This is a genomic window from bacterium SCSIO 12844 (assembly GCA_024397935.1).
Classification (GTDB): domain Bacteria; phylum Pseudomonadota; class Gammaproteobacteria; order Francisellales; family Francisellaceae; genus M0027.
The window spans coordinates 2208865-2231158 of the sequence record CP073743.1 but is presented as its reverse complement, the minus strand read 5'-3'; the positions used below and the strand labels follow the sequence as shown (position 1 = coordinate 2231158).

Below are 22294 nucleotides of genomic sequence, written 5' to 3'. Positions count from 1 at the left end.
TATGCAAAAAATAATTGTTGTAGCAGGAACTAAAGTTGATGCTGATATGGGTGTTAATTTATTAAAAAAACATGATTTTAACTCAATTGCCTGTCCTATTTCAGAGAGTCCATATCAACAAACTCAGCTGCAAAATAATCCAGCATTACTTTTTGATGTTGTATTAGAGAAAATTAACTTAGTATTAAATCAATATAAGCTTAATCAATCAATTATCTTTATTTATTGTAATTCTCTAAGTATTGCTATTGATTTAAAAAAGCTATCTCAAATACTTAAGCTGAATATTATTTCACCTTTAGATGGTTATTTAGATAATATCAAAGGTTTAAATCATATTGGATTATTAGCAGCTAATACACAGAGTGCTGGTAGAATTGAGCAATTTCTATATAAACAAAGTCCTTTGTTAAAATATGTTAATGGTATTGGCTGTTTGGATTTGGTTGATGATATTGAAAATAATTTATCTTGCGAAACTTTAATTCTTAAGCATGGTTTGATTTTGCAGTTAGAAATTATGGCTCAAAAGGGGGTAGAAGCTGTTATATTAGGCTGTACGCATTTTAGTTATTTTCATTTGCAACTAGAAAAAATGCTAATAGATAATCAGATTGCTATTAAATTAATTGAGCCTTCTATAGCAATGTTAGCATTACTTTTAGAAATAAAAGAATATGCTTAGTATATAGGCTTATTTTATTATTTAACCTTCATTAGCCTTTAATCTAGGGATATCCCATAATTTTTCTAATTCATAATAAGTGCGTGTTGCTTCAAGCATGATATGCACAACAACATCGCCTAGGTCGACTAAAATCCATTCGCCATTATCTAAGCCTTCCATGCCTAAGATCTCAACTGATTTATGCTTTGCTTGTTCTTTTAAGTGTTTACCAAGTGATACAGCATGTTGGCGTGATGTTGCAGTTGCAATGACAATATATTCCATCATGTCTGTGATGTGCTCAACTAACATAGTTGATACATTCTCTGCACGCAAATCATCTAAAGCTTCTAGTGCAATGTTTAATATTTTTTTTGAATCTTGTTCTTTTTGTTCTGTCATACTTCTTCTCATTACAATTAATTACAGAGGGCTATTCTATAAGAGCATGCACTCTATTTCAATGGCCTGTTTTCATTTTTGTATAACATTTACGCAGATTGATTTAAATTTGCTAGAATAAAATAGTAGCAAATGTTATTGATTTAATTGATTTTGTAAGGGGCTTGTTTGAAGTGAAAGTAGTATCACATATGGTATTTTTACTATTAAAGTTGTTGGTACTTTTTATTATAGTCGTGGTTATCCCTTTGAGTTTTCTTATTTGGTTAAGTGGTTATCGAGTGCCTGTTGGTTCGTTTGGAATATGGGTATTATTTATTGTTTTGTTCATTTGGCTATTTTGGCCTTTAAGAGCTTTGGTGTCGATTAACAAAGTTTCACTTTCTATTTACTTTAAGCAATTAATTTTTGATACAAAAGAGATTATTTTTTTCCTTTGGCATCTATTAATCGGTAATATAAGCTTGCTATGGAAATTAATTAAAGGTTTAATAAAGCAAATCTTAAAGTAGTAGAAAAATATAAGCGCATAATTAAAATGGAATTAACAAATGAGCAAAAACAAGTCGTTGCGCATCAATCAGGTCATGCTATTGTTTCAGCGGTTGCAGGTAGTGGTAAAACACAGACAATGGTGTTACGTATTAAACATTTAATTGACCAAGATATTAAACCAGAAACAATCTTAGTTGTTATGTATAATAAATCTGCACAAATGGACTTTCAAAAACGATTAACATCCGTGATTGGTTCTAAAGCAAATCAAGTACAAGTTAAAACATTTCATGGCTTAGGCTATTCCTTGACTCGATTTTTTGTTCAATTAAAAAAACTGCCGAATTATCAGCTAATAACGCAAAATTGGCAGTATCGAAAATTAATTCAAACTGCATTAGAAAAATTAAAACGAGAAGGGCAGTTGGTAGATGATATTGATGCAGAGTTAATCGACCAACATGAAAATTATTTAACATTGATAAAGTCAGATGTTCAAAGTCAGTTACTTGAAACTGATGGTATGGATGATTTTAATATTAAGCTAACTAAGAAAGAAAAAATATTGTTAAATGCATTTTTTACTCATTATGAAACACTTAGGCAGTCAGAGCGCCTAAGAACATTTGATGATTTAATTTTTGAACCCATTCAACTTTTAAATGATAACCCAGAAGAAAAAAATAATATTCCATGGACATATCCTTATATTATTATTGATGAATATCAGGATATTAATGCAGTTCAGCAAGCGCTAATTAAATTATTTGTTAATGATACTACTGAAATTATGGTTGTTGGTGATGTAGATCAAACGATTTATGAGTGGCGAGGCTCAAAGCCTTATTATATGTTAAAAGGTTTTGCTAAAGAATTTGGCAATGTGACAAATTATAAGCTTTCAAATACATTTCGTTATGGGCATAAATTATCATTAGCGGCAAATTATATTATTACTCAAAATAAACAACGACTTAAAAATCTTTGTATTTCGCATCATATAACTCCACCAACAGAGATTGAAGTTACCTATAGTCACAGTATTGATCAGCTACCATCAATGATTGAGCAATGGCTTAAAGCCAAGCCTGAAAAGAGCTTAAGTGATGTTGCTATTTTAGTAAGAAAATACAGTTCTGCAGCATTGTTTGAATTAGCTTGTTTAAAACATAAGTTACCGTATCAAATTTTAGGTAATGAAGGCGTTACCCATGCACAAGTAACTTTGTCATTAATTGGGCATTTAGCATTAGTATCGCAGACGGCATTTTTTGAGCCACTAACGATTCAAGAGAGAAAAACTTATTTACGTGCTATGTTACTTTGTCCATCTCTATATTTGCGTCAAAATATGCTAGAGACTGTGATTAATCAAATTGCGCAACATCCTAAAGAGGGGGCGCAAGTACTATTACGGTTATCTGCTAATTATTCATTAAAACCATTTCAAGCGGAGCGAATTCGTTTGCGTTCTTATCTATGGCAAGAATTAACGTTGATGAATGATCAAATAAGTGCAGCACAATTATTAAATAAAATTATTGACGCTTTAGAGTATGATTATTATTTTAAATCAAAGCAGTATGGTCTAACAGAAGCCTATGATAATAACTGTATTTGTGAGGCGGTTGTACAATATGCACAATCAGTTCAATTAGATGCAAGTAATTTTTTAGCTCATTTTCTTGAGTTAAAAGAAAAAGCATCTTCAGATGAGTTACATACAAATGGCGTTAATGTATTATCGATTCACAGAGCAAAAGGCTTAGAATGGTCAAAAGTAATTCTTTTAGATGCAACAGAAAGTGCGTTTTTTGGTGCAGGAGAACATTACTTGTCTCAAGAGAGTGAGCGTCGTTTATTTTATGTTGCCATTACAAGAGCAAAAGAAAAGCTGCTTGTTGTTGGTGGTAATGATCAATTAAAACTAAATCAGTGGTATCAAAGTAAAAGAAAAGGCTTTCCTTATGATTTAAAGCCAACCAATTCAGTGCGTTTTTTATATGAAATGAATTATCATTGCGTATGTGAACACCTAAAACATATTACTCAGTTTACTAATGAACAAGAGTTAGCAAAATCAATCAATCGTTTTTCACCTTCTGGAAAGTTGTTTAAAGATTATATTAGTTTAATGAGTGATTAAAATATAAAGTTTGTATTTTTTGTTTACTTTTAATACGCATTGTGGTAATTTTTGATGCACTGCTTTATTTGTAGTGTGATTATATTTTAAGTAATCTTTAATAAGTTACTGGGGGGAGAAAAATGTCAATTAATTTATTCGATCTAATAAGATCTGAAATGAGTAATGAAAGTGCAAATGTAATATTACTGGGTGAAAATCATGGCCTTGACGTATACAGAGGTATATTTCATTTAGAGCTGCATAAATCAGAGTTTTTAGGTAAAAATGTAGCTATTTTATTAGAAGAGTACCCTGGAGAGATATTTCATCCTAGTATGGAGAGAGTTAAACAACGTTTAAGTAAATTAGGGGTAGATTTAATTCAAATAGAAACTGATTTATCAAATCCTTTTGCAAGAATAGAAACTACTATGGATATTAAAATCAAAAATAAATTGCTTCAAGAACTCATATTGCAATTAGAATTGACTGAGCAGGAAAAAGTGTATGTCACCTCAAATGATACAGATATAAATAAAAAAATCTTTGGCCTTAAAAATATATATGGCGACAGTGATGAACGCTTAATAAATTTTAATGAAGTAGCATCTCAAACAATCTGTAATTTATATAAGAAAAATAGATATCAGCATATTATAGGTTGCTTTGGGGGCTGTCATTTGCCAGAGGTTCGTAATAATATTAATAATCAAATAATAGATATAGGTATTGAAAGGAGACTCCAGGAAAAAGGAATAAAAAGTAAAGCGTTTTTTATACATGATAATAGAGATAATAATGAAAATTATACGCCTGACGAATATAGACATCAGCGCTTTAGTAGTATTCCTGTTGCGCATGTGACAGATAAGGAAATTGATTCATTAATGACAATAGACGATAATGATAAACAAAACCCTAAGCTTTGTTTTGTAGAATCAGAATCTGAACATAAACTGCAAAAAATTAATAATTCTTGGTGTGCTATATTATAGAAATAGAAAATAAATTGATGCTGATGCGTATTGTATTATCAGATAATCAAAAAAGTATAAGTATACTTATTAAAAATTCTTTTTGCTGTAATATTGCTTCTTTAGCAAATTAATCTATACCTTAGAGTATGTATTGATAGATTAAAAATGGTTTAGCTATGAGTAATAAGACTAGTAGAATTAATAAACTTTTTCTTGTTATTGTATTGTTATTTGTTCCATTTGAATTATTTGCCAAAATGATTCCTTTATCTAGTAATCACTTTACATGGTATCCCACTGAAGGGACGAGTTTACCTAAAGGAGCAGATGTTGAAGTGCTATATTCGGATAAAACATGTGGACATTATGCTATACGTGTTCGGGGTAATATGGGATATAAGATTCCTAAGCATTATTATGATGGAGATGAGCATATATTGATATTAAATGGAAGCGTTGAATTAATAGAGTATGGAGCGCATGGTGCAAAGAAAAATGAAAGAAGTGAAACTGTGTTAAATCAAGGCCAATTTAAAGCTGTGAAATCAAAACAAGTTCAGGCATTAGACTTTTTAGATGATAATACGATTGTTGAGCTTCATTTGCATGGCGGAGATAATATTTACTATATCCATGAAAAAGATGATCCGCGTCTAAAGCAATAATTGCAATTAAGCAAAAAATTTGCTGCAATAAGAGTTAGGGAAGTAAAAAAGGAGATAAGGACTAATGCAGCGGATTGACTTTCAAGTTCAGCCTTATGATGTTGATGGGCAGGGAATTGTAAATAATGTGCGATATTATGCTTATCTGGATCGCGCTCGTATTCATTTTTTAGAAACTGTCTTAGGTATTGATTTTGTTGCCTGGTCTGAAAATGGCAAGAATTTAATTCTAGCAGATGCAAGTCTTTCATTTAAACAAAGTCTACGTTTAAATGACCGGTTTTATATTTTAACTAAACCTATTATTGATGGACCAATTAAAATTTTAATTGAACAAACTATTTACCATGAAAATGAAAGTTTAGTTGTCAGTGCTAATCTAACAGCAACTTGTGTTGAAGTTTATCAGGGGAAACGTCGTTTTTTTGTTCCTGAAGCATTTAAAACGTATCAAAAAGCTGAAGCTATTATATAAACTGATATAAAAAGGATAGATAATGGGACGAAAGTCAGTTTTAGACTCATTAAGTGACTATCAATTAACTGCATTAAATAAACTTAAAAATGAGATTATTGAAACTTTTGGTGTGCTTAATCAGCTATTTACGATGTTATTAAGCTATAAGAAAACTGCATCCATTATAGAGATAAATCATGCGGTGACAATTGATCAAATCTTTGGCTTATATACAGCTTATCATTATACGGATGATTTATTACCAGGAGAGACAACAACGCTTGCTGGTAGTATTAATATTAAAGATGAACAATCATTAGAAGTGGTTAATCAAATCAATCAAACCAAACAACAGATTAAACAATTGGTGTCAGAAATCTATCAATTAATTGAAAAAAATGCTTTGCCTGTACCCTTAAAAAATGAAATTCAAAATGAAGTCTATCAGCGTTATGTTCAAGCTAAAACAATTGAAGCTAGAATTAATTGGAAAATGGTTTATCGACAGATTCCATTACCTGAAAATTTATCATTACCAGTAAGAGAGGTCTTAATTGTTAAACATGATATGGTTACGAGTCGAAAAATTGATAAAGTAGAACTAAAGGGTATATTAACTAGCCGTTTAAAATATCCACAAGAAGCCGATAGCTTAACTTATACTACACATGATTTAAAAGTACTTGATGCATTAGCAGAGCATAAAAAACTTGTCATGCGCTATAACTTTTCAACTTATCGAGCTTATATCTATCAAGGTAAAACTTATCGTTTAACACCAATGACAATGCCTTTGGTGACAGCTCAGGCACAATCATATCCTGTTACAATTAAAGAAGCCTCAGATAAGCGTTCAAAAGTACGTACGGATAAAATTCCATACCAAGATCCAATTTTGCAGTCTTTGCCAGTTTATGTGCAGTAACTATTTTAATGGTTTTTATATTATTTTTTGATGTGATTTGTTAGCTTAAAATGGTTTAACTTATACAGATAAAATGTATTGTTATAGGATAGGGTTGTGCGGATAGTTCTATTATTTGGTTCTGGCTTTAATCAAGCGCATGAAAGTTTATTTTTAGCAGGTAATGATTGTTTATATAGCTTAGATAACAAAAAATATCAGAGTGATTCTAAAAGAGATAATGTAATTCGTAAGCGAGTTGATATTAATGATTTTGAGCAAATGTCTGAATTATTCAAAGAAATAGTGGCTTTGAATCCACAAAAAGTGACGGTGATAGATTCTATACACTTTGCTGGAAAACAGGTTCAAATTAGTCAATTTTGTGAAGGATTATCTCAGAATGAAATTAATAATGAATATGTTCATTTTATTTCACCTTTGATGGCAAATAGCACAGTGAAATATAAGGATATAAATAGAGTTAAGTTTATAGAAAATTTAGTTTTTCAGCTTTGTTTAAATAATATAGAACCAAATGAAAGTCTAAAAATTATCAGCTATTCCCGCTTAATTTTTCATTTAATTATTAATTCCATTAGCATTCTCATTGACAATACTTACCGCTACAGCATATGCACCGTATATTAGATTTTTATGTCTCATTAATAAATAACCGGGTATAGTTAAAAACACGATGTTCATGGCAAAATATAATTAACCAGTGTCGATGATCAATTGGGCTTTAACTTTTCCTGATAGGTGTAAATATAGCGCTTCCCAACTATTAATCTGTGCTATAAAAAAAGCACTTCTTATTCTGTCCCATAAACGACTTCTTGTCTCTAATTTTTTTAATGCCGACTTAAATAATGGACAGCATAGTTCTTGAATTTGATCTACCAAAAATGCCAATAGCATCAAAAAGCCAAATACTGTACATAAGTTGTTTGCTCCATGACCAAAATTGTGTTCAAAATTATACCCTTGATTTTTTAATGTATTAAATGTCTCATTTTCAATTTTCCAGCGTGCACGTGCTCCTGTCATTATTTTAAATACATTGTTTGAATTAAGATCAAGGTCTGTCACCCAAGTAAAATGCTGTACTTTACCTTTTTTATTTGTCTGTTTATAAGACAAAAAGTTAACCTTAATATCACTTCTAGTTTCATTTAATTCAGCTTGATTAACCCACTCAAATTCATGTTTAACACCCTCTAGTGACATCGACAAAAACTCGGATTTACTTGCTTTAACCCAGTCAAAAAGCCAGGTATGATCACTTGGTTTTACTCCTAGAATATAATGAATATTATGTTTGTTTAGGTCATCAATATGAGGGCCATTGGCATATAAGGCATCTTCAACAAAAATCATTGCTAAGTGCGGGTGTTCTTGGCGAAGACGTTTAATTAAACGTTTCGCTGCATTTCGCTCACAATCATTTTTCTTTGTTCCATCACTTTTAATAATTGGCTCAGGCGCTAATGGAATCACTTGCTTTATATCAGGATGTACAATCGAAGCACACAACATTTGATGATAATAAGTTTTTGTTCCATTACGGTGATGTTTTACACAGCAATTATCACAATGCACTTCATGTGATGAAAACATCCCTGTGCCGTCACTGGAAATCAAATAATAATCATTATAAAAACAATATTGCTCTAGAACTTTACCTCTTTGTAGATTGCTTAGTAATGCATTAAATGACTGACGTAATTGAAGATAATCAATTTCATCTAAACGTTCACGTAAATATGTATCACATGGCACTTTTTCAACTTTATATAATGAGCTAATATTATTTTTAACCAAACTGCCCTCTGATCGCATATCTTTATCAAATTTAAGTAATGAAGGATACTTCATTCCAAATACTGCCATGCCACACATCAAACAATCAACAAGTGAGTAAATGCTGGATGACTTCCTATCAGTAGCTTTTGCAAAGCTATTTCTTAATGTGTGTAATAAACCTGGTATAGATAGATGTTTTTTAAATTGATTGTTCATTGTAAAATAACTAGGTTACGAAAAATAAATATATGATCGGTCTAAAAGTCTTTATTTGCAACCCGTGTCATTAATAGCGGGAATTGCTGAAAAATTATAAATGTTCTATGTAATGATTATGTTCAAGAAGATAAGATCACAAAAGATAAGCTTAGAGGTATTTTACCTAAAAATATTGCTGAAATGGTATCCCAAGCACTTAATGAAAGCTTTGAAATTGATGTAGTAAATGAAGATTATAATTTTTCTCTAGAGGATTGTATAGAACTCTATCAAATCATAATGGACCAGATTAAAGGTTTTGAATATTGTGAACCAGATGATTTAGCTGTAATTGATTATGATGATAAGAAATACTTTTTGAAGTATTATGACTATAGGGAGCGTCTTAAGTATAATCAAGAGTTAAATAAAATAATTGATGCAATAAAAAAAGGCCTAAATAAAGCAATTGATAAAGCTCATGAAAAAAATAATATAGTTAAATCTACAATTGCTGAATATTTATTAAGACGATTAGATAAGGTTAATACTATAGATGATGCTAGAATTATCTTAAAAAATGCGGCTAGGTCTATGCACCATAAAAATGGATTATTTGCATCAAAAACTTATATGCATGCAAAAGAAGACTTTGAAAAAGCAAGAATTTTGTTACAGGTGACTGATGATGAGTGGAATAGAGTATTAACCCGATACCATAAACATAGAGATTCTGATCCACAAAGAGAATATCAAACTTATAAATTTTATAAAAAATCTATAGATTTACATCAAGAGTTAGGTGATAAATTACCTTTAATGCCTCATGAGTTACTTGAATAAAAACTACTTAGGTATCAACATCAAAGTCGCCACAATAAACATCATTAGTACAAATAAGCGCTTTAATACAATTTGCGGTAAGATATGCACTAATTTAACACCAACAATGCTGCCTATTAAAGAAGGAATAACAGCAGATAGAAAAATTGTAGTATTTAAATAACCGATATGTGATAACGATGTACCAGTTTTAAATATTCCAATAATAATAAAGGCAATACCAGCTAGGGTTGAATAAGTAAATACAATGGTTGTTGATGTCCCGATGGCTTTTTTTATATCAAGGCCTGCTTTAGATAAAAAAGGTACGGTAAAAACTGAAACACCTAAAGCTGTAGAGATAGTGCCAATAATGCCACCTGATAGATTATAAGTGATTGGGTGTGGATTCCAGGCTTTAGAAAGGTTAATTTTATAACGCCACATCCAAATAGCAGTCAGAAGAATCATAATGCCAAAAAAGAGTTTTACATAATCACTTGCTATATTTGATATTACAAGTGCACCTAATACACCACCGATGCTCATTGACCAGATGGTTTTTTTTAACAGTGGATAGTCAATATTTTTATACTTTCTTTGTCTTAATGTTGCCATTAGACCCAATGGAATTGCCATGCCGCTACCTGTAGCTAAAGTCATTTGCATTGCATCATCAGTATGAGTATAAAAATGCACCACAATCCAATAGATTCCAGGTACTGAAATGAGACCTGCGCCGCCGCCGAAAATACTCGACATAAAACTTGCAAAAAAACCAACTAAGATTGATAAAATAATGACCATCATGGAAATCCTTTAACTTAAGAATTTGATGGTATCACCAAATGTTAATTCTTCCAAGGCTTAAAGTGTTAAATGACTAATCAAGGCTACAAGTAGTATCATTACCTCCTTTATTAATTTCTTCGATATTTGTATCTAGCTTTTGGAAGGGCAATTGTGGCTCGCTTTGTGTATGTACATGCTCAATGATTGATTGCTTTTTTGAGATAACGCTATCAATAATATCTATTTGTTCATTGATCGCAGTTAGTAAATTTTTATGATAGTAATTTAAATTTACTTCATCTTGAGTAACTGAAGTAATTGGATCAGCAGACATATAATGAGCAAGGTCAATTAACCTTACATTATTCCCGAAATAATATAAACTAGCACCAATTGCTGCAATATTTTGGTGAAATATAAATAAAGCGATATTTTTAAGTTGTTCTTTAATTATGTTTAATTTTTCAGTATTGAATTGATTAAAATAACGATTTAATGTGCTTAGGCTAGATGAGTAATTAAATAATCTTACAACTACATTGCTAGAGTTAGCTATTTGAAAATTCTCTGCGCCACCCCACCTTGCAGATGACTCATTTAATGTCATTTGAGTTTTATTGATTAAACTTTTTCTTTTTAATTGATTATAGTCAGCCTCATCATCAGAGAAAGTTTTATTACCTACTTTAGCGTCTACACTTGGTATTTCAAGACTATTTTTAGATAAATCAATAAGCTGCTCTATATAAATGTAAAATATTAAGTCATCACTATATGTAGTATGCAGTTGTCTTATTTCTTCTATTAATAATTCAATTGTTTTTAATAAACTGTCATCTGTAAGATAAATGAGTGTATCTTGTGTGTCTAATAGTAATTGGTTTTCTTTATGTTTACCTTTTGACTTTTGAAAAATTTGAAACTGAAAGAGCTTTGCTGTGATATCTGATGAACCAGAAGTTAGCTGTTTTAACCAAATTTCAAGATATCCTAATGGTTCAATTGCATTTGTTTTTTTACACACAGCAGGAAGAATATAGCCTTCTTTTAAAGGTATTTCAACTAATGAGAAATCATTTATATGGCCAGCATTGATTTCTAAACCTTGTTTTTGAGCTTGTATTTCATCCTTTGAGTGTATTTCAATACAGGATGACATAAACGCTTGATATGCTTCATCAATATTTAAATGTTCATCTTTATCTTTTTCATCATACATAACCAGCATCCTTCTGAGTTAGTAAATCATTTAATATAAGATGATAGAATATTTTTGAATAAATAATCAAACAAATTTTAGTTAATATAGAGAAATGATTAAAACCATCGCGCTTTAGCATCAGTTAATATGCCATCAACTGGCATATCCCAATGTTCATTAGGACATTGATCAATCTGTTGAAATTCATAAGCACAGCCAACTAATGTGGGTGTGTTAACATTTGACTTAAATTGGAATGTGTAGTCATAAAAGCCGCCACCCATGCCAATGCGATTGCCATTTAAATCAAATGCAACCAAAGGCATAAAAACTAAATCCATCTCCCAGGGTGCTTTTAGTGAATCAAGATTAAAAAAAGGTTCATAAATACCAAAACGATTCGTATAAAGCATTTCATTTTGGTTATAGTTAGCAAACCAAAGCCCACGTTTGATAATCGGATGTAAAACTGGCAAATATAGGGTAATGTCTTTAAAATTAGCGTACTCAACTAAATTACATAAATCAGCTTCACCATCATTAGGAAAGTAAATAGCGATTGATTTTGGTTGGTTTTTATCAATAATATCAAGTGCATTTTTTAGTAAGTTTTCATTTAATTGAAATCGTTCAACGGTTTCTAGTTGTCGGCGTTTTTTACGAATGGCTTTACGAATCTTTACTTTATCATCCATTTGATGGCTAACCAATAGTTTTTGAGATATGATTTTTAAAGAAGTAAGCTACCCAAAGTTGGCGCTGTCTACAAGGCTCTTGAACCCTCAAGAACCAGGTGGGTGCTACATGGACACATCGGGCTTCTCGATCATAGACGAGCTTGCACTCCCGCATTCAATTAAGCTCCCGTAATTATAAGCATCGGCTCAAGACTGTAGAGACTGGCGCACAATTCAGGCAGCAAACTTCTTAATAAGAACTATATGATAAATTTACCCTAAAAGGCAAGTAATGCAGGAATAAAATAGTTTAAAAAAATACTTGCATTTTAATTTATCAAATTAGTAACAAAATGGTAGGATAGGCGTATTAATAGATAATGTGAATAAAATAATGTCTAATGAAGAAGAAAAAATGCCAGAGTTTGACGAGGTCGCAAAGGCATTGAAACACTTAAAAGCAATGACTGAAGTTGCTGAATCCCATGGGCTTTTGTGCGCACTTTTCAGTGGCGGAGCTGATGTGCGCATCAGTGCTTGGGTTGACTCAATGCTGACAACATTTGTTGAAGAAGGTGATATAATGGCTGAAAATGCACTAGTGGTACTTGCTGGTGTATTTGAAGCGACTAAAAATCAATACCAAAGTGGTTTTTATGATTTAGAGCTGTTATTACCGGATGATTCAACTAGTTTCCATCAGCGTATTGACGCCCTTGCTATGTGGTGTCAGGGTTTTTTATCTGGATTAGGTTTAATGGGATTTGCTTTTGAAGCCAGTCATAGTCAAGAGATAAAAGAAGCAATTACTGATTTATCTAAAATGTCAGCATTACAATATGATGAAGAAGAAGAAGGTGATGAAGAGTCAGAAAAAGCATATAATGAGTTAGTTGAATATGCAAAAGTTGCAGCATTATTGCTACATGCAGAATTAAGTGCGTTAAATCAAGCAAAGGCAAAGCCATTGCATAGTGCGCGTGATTTAACAGATGATTAATCAATTAATTTGAATAAATATATGACAGCTACAGATCAAACCATATCTAAACACATTAAAACGGAGATTGCGATTGTCGGTGGTGGTTTAGTTGGACAAGCATTGGCTTTGGCAATCTCACCATATGTTGAGTCAATTGTACTGATTGACCGCATTGATTTAAAAGAGATGGCATTAGATAACTTTGATGCGCGAGCAATGGCTTTAGCATATAATGCATTGTGCATTTTAAAGGGTTTAGATTTATGGGATGAGCTAAGCGAATATTGTGAACCTATTCATCGAGTTCATGTCTCTAATAAAGGCTTATTGGGTCGAGTTGTATTAGATCATAAAAAAGAACATAAGCCCTGCTTAGGTGCAATTTGTGCATTTCCAAGAATTTACTCAGCAATGCATGAAAAGTTATTAACTAAAGAAAACATAAAGTTAATAGCACCAGCTGAGTTAGATTCATTAGATACAGCAACAAATCAATTAACTGTACGTAATCAAGCAAAAGATGTAATAGAGATATCAGCAAAGCTAGTAATTGCTTGTGATGGTGCGCGATCAGCTATTCGTAGTAAGCTTGGTATTGAAGTTGAACATACAGATTATCAATCCTATGCTTTGGTTTGTAATGTTGAGTTAAAGCGCTCACATCAAAACTATGCTTATGAGCGTTTTTATGATGATGGTATTGTTGCAATGCTGCCGATGAAAGGCAATCGAAGTGCCTGTGTATTTACATTTAAAAAGGATCAAAAAGAACAAATTGCTCTAATGAATGCTGACGAGTTGTGTGGCTATTTGCAAAAATTATTTGGCTATCGATTAGGCAGATTTATTAGAATTGGTAAATGTGATATTTTTCCATTACATTTAATGGTAGCTAAAAAACTCTATTTAGCTAATACCTTATTATTTGGTAATGCTGCACATTCACTACATCCGGTTGCAGGACAAGGCTTTAATTTATGTTTACGTGATATTGCTGTATTTGCAGATTTAGTGAGTTGTTATGGAATTTCTGATGATAATGAACAACTACTTAAAGCATTTGAACAACGTAGGCTTAAAGATCACAAGCAAACAACTTGGGTAAGTGATCAATTGGTTAATTTATTTTCTAATAACGAACGAATGATCAAAGTATCACGCAGTCTTGGACTTCATTTAACCGAACGTCTACCTATTGGTAAATCTTTGATTAATCGAATGATGATGGGCGATATGAATCAATTACCATCGCTTGCAAAACAAAGGATTCATCAATGGGAAATATAAAAGAATATCAAGCTGTTATTGTTGGTGGCGGTATGGTTGGTTTGGCGCTTGCCAAAGGCTTGATTGATCGAGGGCTTAATATTGCAATCGTTGAACGAAATCAACCTAAATTACATTGGTCAAATAATGACAAAGATTTAAGAGTTAGTGCGATTAATCGATTTTCTGAACAATTATTAGATAATTTAGATGTTTGGGAGGCAATCAATCAGCATGAAATTGCAGCCTTTAATCAAATGTTTGTGTTTGATGAAGGTAGTTCGGGACAAATTCGAATGGATGCTGCAGAAATTGCAGAGCGTGAGCTTGGTTTTATCATTGAAAACCGTATTATTGTTAAAACATTATGGCAAGCATTAATGAATAAAAATGCTGCACTTTATGTGCCATGTACGATCGAAAAGTTAGATCGTTTTGACAATCAATGGCAATTAGCGCTGTCAGATGGTAGAAAAATTGAAACACAGTTACTCATTGGTGCTGATGGCGCAAGCTCTTGGTTACGTAATCAGTGTCAGTTTCAAGTAAAAAAAAGAGCTTATCATCAGTATGCTATTGTGGCTGAAATTGAGACTGAACTTTCACACAAAAATTGTGCAACTCAGCGTTTTTTAGCAACAGGTCCTTTAGCATTTTTACCTTTGGCTGATCCGTTTCGCTGTTCAATTGTTTGGAGTACAACAGAGCATGAGGCAACACGTTTACTTGCACTAGATGATGAGGCATTTAATATTGAGTTAACGAATGCACTTAATCATCACTTAGGAATTTGTAAAGTTCAATCTAAGCGAGTCAAATTTCCATTAACTGAGCAGCATGTTGAACGCTATGCTAAAGATGGTGTTGTTTTAGTTGGTGATGCTGCACATGTTATTCATCCATTGGCTGGTCAGGGTGTTAACCTTGGTTTTAAAGATGTAAGCTCATTGATTAATGTATTAACAAACGCACATCAAAAAGGGCGAAGTTTAGGTGATCTTTCGACATTACAGCAATATGAAAGAGAGCGACGTTGGCATAATCAATTATTGATTTGGATGATGGCTGCATTTAAATCTGGCTTTTCAAATGAGTCAAAATTTTTAGGTTTTTTAAGAGGAAATGGACTTTCTTTTGTTGATAGGAGGGCGTTATTGAAACGATTTTTTATGACGCAAGCTATGGGCAAAAAAGGTTTACTATAAATGATAAAAACAGATGATTTTAATTATCAACTACCGAGTGAGTTAATTGCGCAGTATCCAACAGATAAGCGTGATCACAGTCGATTATTAGTTTTAGATCGAAATACGAATCAATCTAATGAAATTAATGATCAACATTTCTTTGATTTGCCTTCATTGATTAACTCAGGTGATTTACTTATTTTTAATAATTCAAAAGTGATGCCAGCTAGAATATTTGCTCATAAACAAACAGGTGGTAAAGTTGAATTATTGATTGAGCGTATAATAGATGATTTGACAATTTCTTCACATCTTCGTGTATCACGAAAGCCAAAAGTTGGTGAGTTTATATTTTTGGATAAGGATACAAAGTTTCAGATGTTAGGCCATACTTCTGGTACTTTATTTAAATTAAAATTAATACCGACAGATAAAATTCAAACAATTTGGCAAGTGATGGATTTATTTGGTCATATGCCATTACCACCCTATATGCAACGTGAAGACCAAAAGCTTGATCAAGAGCGTTATCAAACAGTTTATAGTCAACCATTAGGTTCTGTTGCTGCGCCGACTGCAGGGCTTCATTTTACAGATGAGCTGTTAGATATATTACAAACAAAAGGTGTTAATACAGCCTATATCACATTACATGTTGGCTCTGGTACTTTCCAACCAGTTAAAGTTGATGACATTTCATCTCACAAAATGCATAGTGAAGTAATTGAAGTATCAGAAGATGTTTGTCAAAAAATTAGGGAAACTAAAGCGCGTGGCAATAAAATAATTGCTGTAGGAACAACAACAGTACGCTCATTAGAGACAGCAGCAATATCAGGTGAGATTAAACCTTTTATGGGTGAGAGCGATATCTTTTTATATCCAGGGAAAAAGTTTCATGTTGTTGACCAAATGATTACTAACTTTCACTTACCAAAATCAACCTTAATTATGTTAGTCAGTGCATTTGCTGGTACTGATCGAATAAAGCGCGCTTATGCACATGCAGTCCTTGAGCGATACCGGTTTTTCAGTTATGGTGATGCTATGCTTATTTTATAAAATAGGGATAGTTTGTCTTAAATGAAGCGATTATTTATAGCATTATTTTGCTTATTTACTTTAGTAACATCAACGCTTTGGGCGCTAGATCAACCGCCACAACCAAAAGTTTTGTTATCCGGTGAAAGTCAATCAAGCTTAAATGAGCAAATGGCTTCAACTGAACCTGTAAATGTTGCACCGAAGGTTCAAGTAAAGCCAGTTAGTCAATTATTAGAGAAGCCAAGTGATTTATTTGTTAAACAGGTGAATGATTTTAATCATGATGTTAATCAATTATTTAAAAAAGTAACATCCAAAGTATCTTCTATGCCTGATAGTGAAATTGCAATTATGTATTTACAGATTAAATCAGCACAACAGCGTAATTTATTATTACAGCAGCAAAATCAGATTATGGATGAAATTGCATTACTAAATGCAAATATCAAAGTTTTAATTAAACAAAATAATGAGTTATTGAGTCATAAATAATAAAAACCCTGTAGAGACGCGATTCATCGCGTCTTGGGTTAAAATATATTGATAATACAGTTAATTATGAATTATGAATTGCTTTTTTCGGTAACCCAAGGACATGCATTAGATTGACCATTGATTTGCTGACATAAAAAAACAATATTTTGATGATTGGGTAATGATGTTTTTTTATTATAAATTGTATATGAGGTAACGGTTTCATTATCACAGTTAATTTGTTCAATAGTAGCATTATAATTATCAATGGTAATATGACAACTTATACTTGTTTTTGTAAAGTAAACATCAAACAGGGTATTATCAATAAGCTTAGGGCATGGCCCATAGAAAATACCTGTACCATGATTTTTTAGAACTTGGCCACAATGTTGAATACTGATATTACCAAGTCCAACATCAAGTACTTTTGCAGGAAGGATATCTGTCGTTTCTGTTAGACTAAATATACTGTAGAGCTTATAGTTATTAACATCACTTGCATAATTAATTGCTGGTATTAATAGACTTAGACTCGATAAAAATTTAAGTATTGTTTTATTTTTTATTATTGTTATAACCATTGTGTCTGCAACCCTAAGTTATCTTATGTATAATATAACGCAGTGCGTTTAATATTGCAAGTATTATGACTGATTTTATTTTTAATTTGTTTGCTTAAAACGTGAAATTTATTATTAACAGTAAAAGTATTTAAAAAATCCTTAACTTTTGTTTCAATCATAGTTTTAAATTAAACTAGAAAATTAATTATTTTAAATCAATGTGTTAAATTTTACGTCTAGTTAATTAGAATTGCTTCATAAATAATCAAATGTTACGCAAAGCTTCATTTTTTATTGCGCATTGCGTTGCAATTGTGTAATGCTAAATTATTGCTTGAAAAATGAAAGATAGGGGAGATTGTTATGCCATTAAATGCACTTTTAGTAGAGTTGGGTATATTACAGCAAGATGAATTAGTTCGTTTGAATGAATTAGAACAACAAAAGGAAAAACTAGAAGAAGAAAAAAATGAACTTAGAGGTGATTTTGAACGCTTATCAATGCTAAGTAATGATGAAGAAGCTAAAGAAGATCAGAAAAAAATAATTTTAAAATATAAGGGAAGTGAAATAGCAGATAAGGAAAAAAAAATTATTTCACAAATAGCAGAGTTAAAGGATACTCTTGAATCGAGTAAAGTATATTTGACAGACTTAATTAATCAAAGAGTTGATGGTTCTGATAGTAATGAAACAATTAATTTATTAGAAACAGACTTTAATAAATTAAAGAAATTAAAAAATAGTCTTGCAGGTATTTTAGAAAGTAATGATGAATTAAAAAATATTGAAACTATTATAGAGAAAGTTAGTGAGTATATAGAGAAAAACGAAGAATTAAAAACTGAACAAGCTAATTTAGATTCATTAAAAAATCAACATTACAAACAGTACGCTAAATGGGATAAGTTGGTTGGGCTAGTTTTAGATGCTAAAAAAGAATATTCTAACTTAGGAAAAAAAGGAAGTGATCAAGCATATCAAAAGTTTGATGGATTTATAAGCTTTAATTATTTAGATGATTATTCTGATGAAAGAATGGTCTATGAACTATTAGGTACTTGGCATGATATACAAAAAAATAAAGGCAGAAAATCAGATAGTGAGTCCAAGTTATTAAAAAGTCTTGAATCTTTAAATATTAACTCAAGTGATTTTGAAGAGTTATATGCGAAAGCTAATAAAAAAGCTAAAAATAAAGGTAAATTGTCAGAATTTTTTACATTTAATGATTTAAAAAGTGTTGTGATTAACACTAAATTATTATCTAAAGTTAAAGAAATTAAGACCACTAGTAATGAAATTGAAAATCAAAAAAAACGATATCAAGATAAAAATAATAATCAACGAGAAATAATTACCCAAGAGTTAAAAGTTAATCAATTAAAAATGGCAATTAAGTCATTAAAAACTGATCCGTTAATACAAAGAGCTGTGACTTTATTAAAGAATGAAGGCAAAATAAAGGAAAGTGTGGGTAAAATTAATAGAACTACAAAGGAAATTTCTAGTTTTCAAAAAGAATCTAATAAGCTATTGGCTTTTTCACAAAACTCCCTAGGGTATATTAGTGATGTTACAAACGAAATAGAGATTAAAATTCAATCTATTACTAGTCAATTAGTTGATTTAGATGAAGCTAAGAAACTTATTCATGGAGAAATATTTAAAAATATCAGACAACAAATAGATATTACTAATAATATCATAAATGATATTATAGAAATTGATATTGAAAGTACTATTTTTACTGAATATAAAGGGCAGCTTTTAGCAATGAAAATAGCTTCTGATGATATTGATTTAAACTCATTAGATGACAAACTGAATAAAATAAATCAGGTAAAAAGTGAAGTAGTTAATTTAGTTCATTGGTTGCTTGTTAATGCTGGGGCTAAAGTATCGCTACCTGAGGGTATAGAGTTTGATTTAAATGACTTTGATTTAAGAGCTGCGCATTTAAATTATTTGATAGATGATAATAACCTTAGAGTTCCTTTATCTAATAGTAGTATTTTAAATGAGTTATCTATTCAGGATAAATTGGCTGAATTTAATAATGCATTTCCATTAAATGAGGCTGAGAATAGTTCCTCTACTAATGTAGCCGCATTAAATTGCTGGAATAATATATTTCCATTTTATCCTATTTTAAATAGGGATAATTGCTTAAATGAAATTAGAGAATATATAAAGAATATAGAAGATAGACGATTAAATAAAAATTATAATTTCACTAATATAGGTTTTAAAAGTGTAATTTTACCAAATCAGTTAAGCAATTATAATTTTAGTAATGTTGATTTTGAATCTTGTGGTTTTCAAAAAAATATTATTAAAAACTGTACGTTCAAAAATGTCAAATTCTCTTCTAATATGGAAAATGTGGCATTTGAAAACTGTACATTTTCTAATTGTGAATTTGGAGCTGAAAATCAGAATTATAACATAAACGCTAAATTTAGAAGCTGTAATTTTTTAAATAAAATAATAGCCCATGATGATTGTTTAAATAATAGTACTTTTGCAGATGAAAAGCCAAAAACTCTGGAACAAAAACCAAAAGAGACACCAAATGATAGCCATAAGTCAAAAAGAGCTAAATTTCTAACCCTTAGACGTAGAAGCCATCAAGTTACTTTAGGAGGTAATGAGGGTAGTATTTCTGCTTCAAATGATAGCTCACTCAATTCTTCAGTTGATACAGAGTATACAAAACGATGTGAGATAAAAGGTCAAAAAGTATCAACATATGCTGATTTTAAAACTCATCTTGATCCAACTACAACTACAACTACAACTACAACTACAGCAAGTCCATCCTTAACAGAAAATATAGCACTACCTCAGAGTGGTAGCGTTAGTTATGATGCTGAAAAATTTATGACTAATTATAACGAACAAAATAAAGAGGTTAATAGATTAGTTTGGGTACAAAAAAATATTAATAAGGTTAAAAATATTGACGAATTATGGAAAATATTCAATAAATTTAATAATCCCCAGAGTAAACAAAACAATAAATATATTATTAATTTCTTAAAAGAGGAAATTTATAATAGAGGCAAACAAAAGCAAGATGAGCTAGAAGAAAATCAAAATTTACTTCCTGCAAATTATAAATTTCTAAAAGAGTTCTTTGGTAAGGTGATTACTAAAGAGCAATTGCAATCGTTGAATGATCCTTACAAATCAGATATTAATAAAATTATGTGTGGTAATTATTCATTAGATTATAGAAATGTTATGGAAAAATACCAAAATGGAGATTTAAGTACGAAAAACATATATGAAACTATAGATGTAATGCAGAAAGCTAGAGCTCTCCCTACTTTACTGAATTTTTGTATAGCTATGAAAAATCCTCACAAAATTAATGAAATTGATTCTTTAGAAGTCAATGATTTGGTATGGTTAAGTATTCTTATAGATGATAAGAATGAAATCAACCAAGGCTTAAAAGAAGAATTAAGTCAAATTAATCATAAACTATGTGAAGATCTTTATGAAGTTATAAATAAGGTGATCAATTGTTTAAATAGTATTGGTAAGGAAAGTAAGAATTATTTTTATTCTCTAATATCTAAAAAACTACCGCTTTTAGGCGACATGCAATTATTTTTGATTGAATCAAATAGTGATTTAAAGTCCAATTGGCCTGGATCTTTAACTTTAAGCGATCGTGTTAATCTAATAAATAACTGGTTGTTATTATTTGATAATCAATATTCATTTTATGATCTTAAAGATTTTGATGTGCATCATCAGATGCTAGATATATTTCAAGAGGAATTTACAAAGATATTTAAACCACAGTATTTATCTGAAGGTAGGTTAAAAATTCAATTGGCTCCAGATCTTTTCGGCCAGTTTAATATTGATCAACTAAAAGTAGGCCTTAAAAATTACTATTATAAAAAGGCATTAGAGTATCAAGAAGCAGATATAGTTAATCAAATTCTTACTCGTGCGACATTGCAGTGTGTTACTGAGAAAAAGGTTGATCATACTATGCTAAAAGAGTTATTAAAAGAGTTTAAGATAGAAATTAGTGTTAATACTGGGAATGATGGTAAAATATCATACACTGTAAATCCAACATCAAAATCGACATATAGGATAGAGCAATTAAATAATTTTCTTAAAAAGATATCTCAAGTTAAGGATGATACTAATAATAGTTTATATAATGCTTTATTTGAAAAAATTAAGGAAGTTAACTCTAGTGATTTAAGGGAAATTGGTGAGTATGGGAAGCCAGTTCCAATTTCATTTACTAATGTGGATGGTATAATACAATTAAGCTTAAATTATGGTAATGATATTCACTTAAAAATAAAGCAATTATATGAGAGCGAGCGTACGCCGTTAATGCTTTACCAACGAGGAAGTAATCTTCCTTTCCAAGGAGCTGATATTAATATTAGTGTGCCATTACCGTTTTCATCAATAGAAGTTGGAGCTACTACGATACCTAGCCCTAATCCAGCATAATGAGTAATAAAATTTTTAACTTGACGTAATATGTTATAAAATAGCATTCTATAACAATAGATTAATTAACTTATGTGGCGAATATCATCT

The 22294-nt window shown here is 30.9% G+C and carries 21 protein-coding genes and 1 other RNA gene; 15 read left to right on the top strand and 7 right to left on the bottom strand.

The genetic code is table 11. From position 1 onward, the window contains the following. Position 1: 1 nt before the first annotated feature. Positions 2-685: an aspartate/glutamate racemase family protein gene (locus KFE69_09990; protein ID UTW41829.1), complete on the top strand. Its 684-nt coding sequence runs from the start codon at positions 2-4 to the stop codon at positions 683-685. A 21-nt stretch (positions 686-706) separates the two neighbouring features. Here KFE69_09990 and rsfS read toward each other — a convergent pair whose 3' ends face one another. Then, the gene (rsfS, locus tag KFE69_09985; protein ID UTW41828.1) at positions 707-1069 is read right to left on the bottom strand and encodes a ribosome silencing factor; all 363 of its coding nucleotides are present in this window, start codon (positions 1067-1069) and stop codon (positions 707-709) included. Between the two features lie 173 nt (positions 1070-1242). Between rsfS and KFE69_09980 the strand changes: the two genes are divergently transcribed. The 7 genes from KFE69_09980 to KFE69_09950 all read left to right on the top strand — a co-directional run bounded on the left by KFE69_09980 (position 1243) and on the right by KFE69_09950 (position 7346). After that, positions 1243-1581, top strand: a complete 339-nt coding sequence (locus KFE69_09980; GenBank protein ID UTW41827.1) for a hypothetical protein — start codon at positions 1243-1245, stop codon at positions 1579-1581. 26 nt (positions 1582-1607) lie between these two features. Beyond that, positions 1608-3710 (top strand): ATP-dependent helicase, encoded by a 2103-nt coding sequence (locus KFE69_09975; protein UTW41826.1) that lies wholly within the window; start codon positions 1608-1610, stop codon positions 3708-3710. Positions 3711-3832: 122 nt separating this feature from the next. Beyond that, on the top strand, positions 3833-4687 hold the full coding sequence (locus KFE69_09970; GenBank protein ID UTW41825.1) for a hypothetical protein: 855 nt from the start codon (positions 3833-3835) through the stop codon (positions 4685-4687). A 158-nt stretch (positions 4688-4845) separates the two neighbouring features. Beyond that, complete coding sequence (locus tag KFE69_09965) at positions 4846-5334, top strand: hypothetical protein (GenBank protein UTW41824.1); 489 nt, start codon at positions 4846-4848, stop codon at positions 5332-5334. 64 nt (positions 5335-5398) lie between these two features. Further along, positions 5399-5809 carry an acyl-CoA thioesterase gene (locus KFE69_09960; protein UTW41823.1) on the top strand — a complete coding sequence of 137 codons (411 nt, stop codon included), beginning with the start codon at positions 5399-5401 and terminating at the stop codon, positions 5807-5809. 22 nt (positions 5810-5831) lie between these two features. Beyond that, positions 5832-6716, top strand: coding sequence for a hypothetical protein (locus KFE69_09955; GenBank protein ID UTW41822.1), 885 nt, complete (start codon positions 5832-5834; stop codon positions 6714-6716). Positions 6717-6812: 96 nt separating this feature from the next. Next, positions 6813-7346 carry a hypothetical protein gene (locus KFE69_09950; protein UTW41821.1) on the top strand — a complete coding sequence of 178 codons (534 nt, stop codon included), beginning with the start codon at positions 6813-6815 and terminating at the stop codon, positions 7344-7346. 66 nt (positions 7347-7412) lie between these two features. Here the strand turns inward: KFE69_09950 and KFE69_09945 are convergent, their stop codons facing one another. After that, positions 7413-8717: a transposase gene (locus KFE69_09945; protein ID UTW41820.1), complete on the bottom strand. Its 1305-nt coding sequence runs from the start codon at positions 8715-8717 to the stop codon at positions 7413-7415. 183 nt (positions 8718-8900) lie between these two features. On the opposite strand from KFE69_09945, the gene KFE69_09940 reads away from it, so the two are divergent. Beyond that, positions 8901-9542 (top strand): hypothetical protein, encoded by a 642-nt coding sequence (locus KFE69_09940; GenBank protein UTW41819.1) that lies wholly within the window; start codon positions 8901-8903, stop codon positions 9540-9542. Positions 9543-9545: 3 nt separating this feature from the next. Here the strand turns inward: KFE69_09940 and KFE69_09935 are convergent, their stop codons facing one another. From KFE69_09935 to ssrS, 4 genes are all read right to left on the bottom strand, one after another. Continuing rightward, positions 9546-10331, bottom strand: a complete 786-nt coding sequence (locus KFE69_09935; protein ID UTW41818.1) for a sulfite exporter TauE/SafE family protein — start codon at positions 10329-10331, stop codon at positions 9546-9548. A 73-nt stretch (positions 10332-10404) separates the two neighbouring features. Continuing rightward, positions 10405-11532 (bottom strand): hypothetical protein, encoded by a 1128-nt coding sequence (locus KFE69_09930; GenBank protein UTW41817.1) that lies wholly within the window; start codon positions 11530-11532, stop codon positions 10405-10407. 98 nt (positions 11533-11630) lie between these two features. After that, positions 11631-12209 carry a 5-formyltetrahydrofolate cyclo-ligase gene (locus tag KFE69_09925; protein ID UTW41816.1) on the bottom strand — a complete coding sequence of 193 codons (579 nt, stop codon included), beginning with the start codon at positions 12207-12209 and terminating at the stop codon, positions 11631-11633. A gap of 45 nt (positions 12210-12254) precedes the next feature. Continuing rightward, positions 12255-12435, bottom strand: a non-coding RNA gene (gene ssrS, locus KFE69_09920) — 6S RNA. A 150-nt stretch (positions 12436-12585) separates the two neighbouring features. On the opposite strand from ssrS, the gene KFE69_09915 reads away from it, so the two are divergent. Genes KFE69_09915 through KFE69_09895 form a run of 5 tightly spaced genes read left to right on the top strand, consistent with a single transcriptional unit; the run spans position 12586 to position 17162 of the window. Further along, complete coding sequence (locus KFE69_09915; protein ID UTW41815.1) at positions 12586-13191, top strand: UPF0149 family protein; 606 nt, start codon at positions 12586-12588, stop codon at positions 13189-13191. Between the two features lie 21 nt (positions 13192-13212). Further along, on the top strand, positions 13213-14460 hold the full coding sequence (locus KFE69_09910; GenBank protein UTW41814.1) for an FAD-dependent monooxygenase: 1248 nt from the start codon (positions 13213-13215) through the stop codon (positions 14458-14460). Next, positions 14448-15644, top strand: a complete 1197-nt coding sequence (locus KFE69_09905; protein ID UTW41813.1) for a UbiH/UbiF/VisC/COQ6 family ubiquinone biosynthesis hydroxylase — start codon at positions 14448-14450, stop codon at positions 15642-15644. Before KFE69_09910 ends, KFE69_09905 begins: the two co-directional genes overlap by 13 nt. Before the next feature lie 3 nt (positions 15645-15647). After that, the gene (queA, locus tag KFE69_09900) at positions 15648-16688 is read left to right on the top strand and encodes a tRNA preQ1(34) S-adenosylmethionine ribosyltransferase-isomerase QueA (protein ID UTW44051.1); all 1041 of its coding nucleotides are present in this window, start codon (positions 15648-15650) and stop codon (positions 16686-16688) included. 21 nt (positions 16689-16709) lie between these two features. Then, a complete protein-coding gene (locus KFE69_09895; protein ID UTW41812.1) occupies positions 16710-17162 on the top strand; it encodes a hypothetical protein in 453 nt (150 codons plus the stop codon). A 71-nt stretch (positions 17163-17233) separates the two neighbouring features. Here KFE69_09895 and KFE69_09890 read toward each other — a convergent pair whose 3' ends face one another. Next, positions 17234-17728, bottom strand: a complete 495-nt coding sequence (locus KFE69_09890) for a hypothetical protein (GenBank protein ID UTW41811.1) — start codon at positions 17726-17728, stop codon at positions 17234-17236. Between the two features lie 345 nt (positions 17729-18073). Between KFE69_09890 and KFE69_09885 the strand changes: the two genes are divergently transcribed. After that, positions 18074-22204, top strand: a complete 4131-nt coding sequence (locus KFE69_09885) for a hypothetical protein (protein UTW41810.1) — start codon at positions 18074-18076, stop codon at positions 22202-22204. The last annotated feature ends 90 nt before the right edge of the window (positions 22205-22294 follow it).

Excerpts from the sequence above, each read along its gene's own strand:
- KFE69_09965 (UTW41824.1), top strand. The coding sequence starts at position 4,846 with ATGAGTAATAAGACTAGTAGAATTAATAAACTTTTTCTTGTTATTGTA.
- KFE69_09975 (UTW41826.1), top strand. The coding sequence starts at position 1,608 with ATGGAATTAACAAATGAGCAAAAACAAGTCGTTGCGCATCAATCAGGT.
- KFE69_09890 (UTW41811.1), bottom strand. The coding sequence starts at position 17,728 with ATGGTTATAACAATAATAAAAAATAAAACAATACTTAAATTTTTATCG.
- KFE69_09895 (UTW41812.1), top strand. The coding sequence starts at position 16,710 with ATGAAGCGATTATTTATAGCATTATTTTGCTTATTTACTTTAGTAACA.
- KFE69_09960 (UTW41823.1), top strand. The coding sequence starts at position 5,399 with ATGCAGCGGATTGACTTTCAAGTTCAGCCTTATGATGTTGATGGGCAG.
- KFE69_09970 (UTW41825.1), top strand. The coding sequence starts at position 3,833 with ATGTCAATTAATTTATTCGATCTAATAAGATCTGAAATGAGTAATGAA.
- KFE69_09930 (UTW41817.1), bottom strand. The coding sequence starts at position 11,532 with ATGTATGATGAAAAAGATAAAGATGAACATTTAAATATTGATGAAGCA.
- KFE69_09990 (UTW41829.1), top strand. The coding sequence starts at position 2 with ATGCAAAAAATAATTGTTGTAGCAGGAACTAAAGTTGATGCTGATATG.
- KFE69_09935 (UTW41818.1), bottom strand. The coding sequence starts at position 10,331 with ATGATGGTCATTATTTTATCAATCTTAGTTGGTTTTTTTGCAAGTTTT.
- rsfS (UTW41828.1), bottom strand. The coding sequence starts at position 1,069 with ATGACAGAACAAAAAGAACAAGATTCAAAAAAAATATTAAACATTGCA.
- KFE69_09915 (UTW41815.1), top strand. The coding sequence starts at position 12,586 with ATGTCTAATGAAGAAGAAAAAATGCCAGAGTTTGACGAGGTCGCAAAG.
- KFE69_09885 (UTW41810.1), top strand. The coding sequence starts at position 18,074 with ATGCCATTAAATGCACTTTTAGTAGAGTTGGGTATATTACAGCAAGAT.
- KFE69_09955 (UTW41822.1), top strand. The coding sequence starts at position 5,832 with ATGGGACGAAAGTCAGTTTTAGACTCATTAAGTGACTATCAATTAACT.
- KFE69_09905 (UTW41813.1), top strand. The coding sequence starts at position 14,448 with ATGGGAAATATAAAAGAATATCAAGCTGTTATTGTTGGTGGCGGTATG.
- KFE69_09940 (UTW41819.1), top strand. The coding sequence starts at position 8,901 with ATGGTATCCCAAGCACTTAATGAAAGCTTTGAAATTGATGTAGTAAAT.
- KFE69_09945 (UTW41820.1), bottom strand. The coding sequence starts at position 8,717 with ATGAACAATCAATTTAAAAAACATCTATCTATACCAGGTTTATTACAC.
- KFE69_09925 (UTW41816.1), bottom strand. The coding sequence starts at position 12,209 with ATGGATGATAAAGTAAAGATTCGTAAAGCCATTCGTAAAAAACGCCGA.
- KFE69_09910 (UTW41814.1), top strand. The coding sequence starts at position 13,213 with ATGACAGCTACAGATCAAACCATATCTAAACACATTAAAACGGAGATT.